Genomic DNA, 2,354 nt, shown 5'->3' with positions numbered 1-2,354 from the left:
GGAGGGCGCCTCGCCGCGCACGGTGGACGTGGAGGGGGCCGACGACCGGGTCGAGGGCATCAAGTCCTCGGGCCGCCTCGCCCTGCTCGGCGACCAGGAGATCGACTTCTCCTTCGACGACGATCTGGTCCTGCACCGCCGCAAGACGCTGCCGTACCACGCGAACGGCATGACGCTCTGGGCGTACGACGCCTCGGGCGCCGAGCTGCTGTCGAAGACGTACTACTCGGTGGGCGGCGGGTTCGTCGTCGACGAGGACGCGGTGGGCGCGGACCGCATCAAGCTGGACGACACGGTCCTCAAGTACCCCTTCCGCACGGGCGACGAGCTGCTGCGCCTCACCCGCGAGACGGGCCTGTCGATCTCCGCCCTGATGCTGGAGAACGAGCGGGCCTGGCGCACCGAGGACGAGATCCGCGAGGGGCTGCTCGCGATCTGGCGGGTGATGCAGGCGTGCGTCTCGCGNNGCCGCGCGGCCATGTCGGCCCGCCAACTGCGCGCCGAGGGCGACCCGTTGGCCCACGCCATGGAGTGGATCACTCTGTACGCGATGGCCGTGAACGAGGAGAACGCGGCGGGCGGGCGCGTCGTGACCGCCCCGACGAACGGCGCGGCCGGCATCATCCCGGCGGTCCTGCACTACTACATCAACTTCGTGCCCGGCGCGGACGAGGAGGGTGTGGTCCGCTTCATGCTCGCGGCCGGCGCGATCGGCATGCTCTTCAAGGAGAACGCCTCCATCTCCGGCGCCGAGGTCGGCTGCCAGGGCGAGGTCGGCTCGGCCTGCTCGATGGCGGCGGGCGCGCTGGCCGAGGTGCTCGGCGGCTCCCCCGAACAGGTCGAGAACGCCGCGGAGATCGGCATGGAACACAACCTCGGCCTCACCTGCGACCCGGTCGGCGGCCTCGTCCAGATCCCCTGCATCGAACGCAACGGCATGGCCNNCGGCGGCCAGGATGGCCATGCGCGGGGACGGCTCCCACAAGGTGTCCCTCGACAAGGTCATCAAGACGATGAAGGAAACGGGCGCGGACATGAGCGTCAAGTACAAGGAGACGGCACGGGGCGGGCTCGCGGTGAACATCATCGAGTGCTGAGGATGGGACGGGCGAAGTGGGGGAAGAGCAAAGGAAGTTGCCCCCCACAGGCAACACCGGCACCCGTCCCCCCACCGCACGGAGGAACCACATGCTGCGCGGCATCGACGTCAGCGGCTACCAGTCATCCTCGTACAACACCGAAGGCGTGTCCTTCGTCTTCGTCAAGGCCACCGAGGGCCGTACGTACGTCAATCCGAAGCTGAGCGCGCAGACGAAGCGGGCCCGTGACGCCGGCTGCGTCGTCGGCTTCTACCACTTCCTCTGGCCGGGCAACCTCACGGCCCAGGCCGAGTACTTCGTCAGCAAGGCCCCCGAAAAGGCCGGCGACATCCTCGCCGTCGACTGGGAGACAACGGGCGACGGCACCCACGCCTCCAACGCCGAAAAGGACCGCTTCATCCGCAAGGTGAAGGAACTCCGGCCGAACCATCGGGTCGTTCTCTATTGCAACCGGAACTACTGGCTGAACGTCGACGACACCTCGTACGCAGNNGAGCTTCGTACCACCCAAGGCCATGCATGTTGCAGTTGTTGCAGGCGAGCCCTCGCACGCAGTCCCCGCAGCTGCCTGGGCCAGGGCAACAGCCATGGTCGTGATCAATGTCCATGGCTCTGCCGCCTGTGTGAGCTCTTGCGCAAACGGCACAACCACCCTGCTGGAGCCTCAGGAGTTGGTCGACGAATCCTCTGGTCACGTTGTACTGGCCGAGGCGGACGCGCTCATCGGCGACTGCACGTCCAACGTTGATCGGAGCCAGCCCTCTCCCCCTCCGATGCTGCATGTAGTGGGTTCTGCACAATCCCTTCGTGAGCGGAAACCATTCGGAAGACCGACCGCAGGCCCAGCCGTTCCCGCTCGCTTCGCAGCCCCTCATTCAAGCCCCCGGTCGAACAGTTCGATTGACGTACCATCCGATCAACGAGGAAGTCGAACAGGCGTAACGCGCCCGTCCGTCGGAATTGGAGATTCCACGGGCCTCGTCGAGGGGTATCAGACAGCAAGCGTGAGGAAGAGGGGAGCTCCACAGCATGGGTGGGAGTGTCGCTGCGGTCAGCAGCAGCGGTAAGTATTCGTTCTCCAAGCCGAATCGGGACGGTATTACGTTGCTTGCCGGGCTCGGGGTGGAGGGGGATGTGCATGCCGGGGTGACGGTGAAGCACCGGTTCCGGATGGAGAAGGATCCTTCTCAGGTGAATCTGCGGCAGGTGCACCTCATTCATGAGGAGTTGTTCGACGAGGTGCGGGAGGCCGGG

At 66.2% G+C, this 2,354-nt stretch carries 2 protein-coding genes and 4 pseudogenes; 5 read left to right on the top strand and 1 reads right to left on the bottom strand.

The genetic code is table 11. The annotated features are described in order from the left end of the window. From AOK17_RS52825 to AOK17_RS49245, 4 genes and pseudogenes are all read left to right on the top strand, one after another. A pseudogene (locus AOK17_RS52825) lies at positions 1–465 on the top strand (serine dehydratase beta chain); the annotation flags it as partial. A 2-nt stretch (positions 466–467) separates the two neighbouring features. Further along, positions 468–943 (top strand): annotated as a pseudogene (locus tag AOK17_RS52820) (L-serine ammonia-lyase, iron-sulfur-dependent, subunit alpha); the annotation flags it as partial. A 2-nt stretch (positions 944–945) separates the two neighbouring features. Next, positions 946–1,097, top strand: a 152-nt coding sequence (locus tag AOK17_RS52815; RefSeq protein ID WP_245697623.1) for an L-serine ammonia-lyase, iron-sulfur-dependent, subunit alpha, incomplete at its 5' end; no start/stop codon positions are given. 91 nt (positions 1,098–1,188) lie between these two features. Further along, a pseudogene (locus tag AOK17_RS49245) lies at positions 1,189–1,591 on the top strand (GH25 family lysozyme); the annotation flags it as partial. A gap of 2 nt (positions 1,592–1,593) precedes the next feature. Here AOK17_RS49245 and AOK17_RS54140 read toward each other — a convergent pair. Beyond that, positions 1,594–1,882, bottom strand: a 289-nt coding sequence (locus AOK17_RS54140) for an endonuclease domain-containing protein (RefSeq protein WP_425424668.1), incomplete at its 3' end; no start/stop codon positions are given. A 247-nt stretch (positions 1,883–2,129) separates the two neighbouring features. Here AOK17_RS54140 and AOK17_RS37615 point away from each other — a divergent pair. Then, positions 2,130–2,354: pseudogene (locus tag AOK17_RS37615) on the top strand (MOSC domain-containing protein); the annotation flags it as partial.

It is taken from the genome of Streptomyces phaeochromogenes (assembly GCF_001418655.1).
Taxonomy (GTDB): domain Bacteria; phylum Actinomycetota; class Actinomycetes; order Streptomycetales; family Streptomycetaceae; genus Streptomyces; species Streptomyces phaeochromogenes.
The sequence above is the reverse complement of the archived record's forward strand: the minus strand, read 5'-3'. Positions and strand labels throughout refer to the sequence as shown.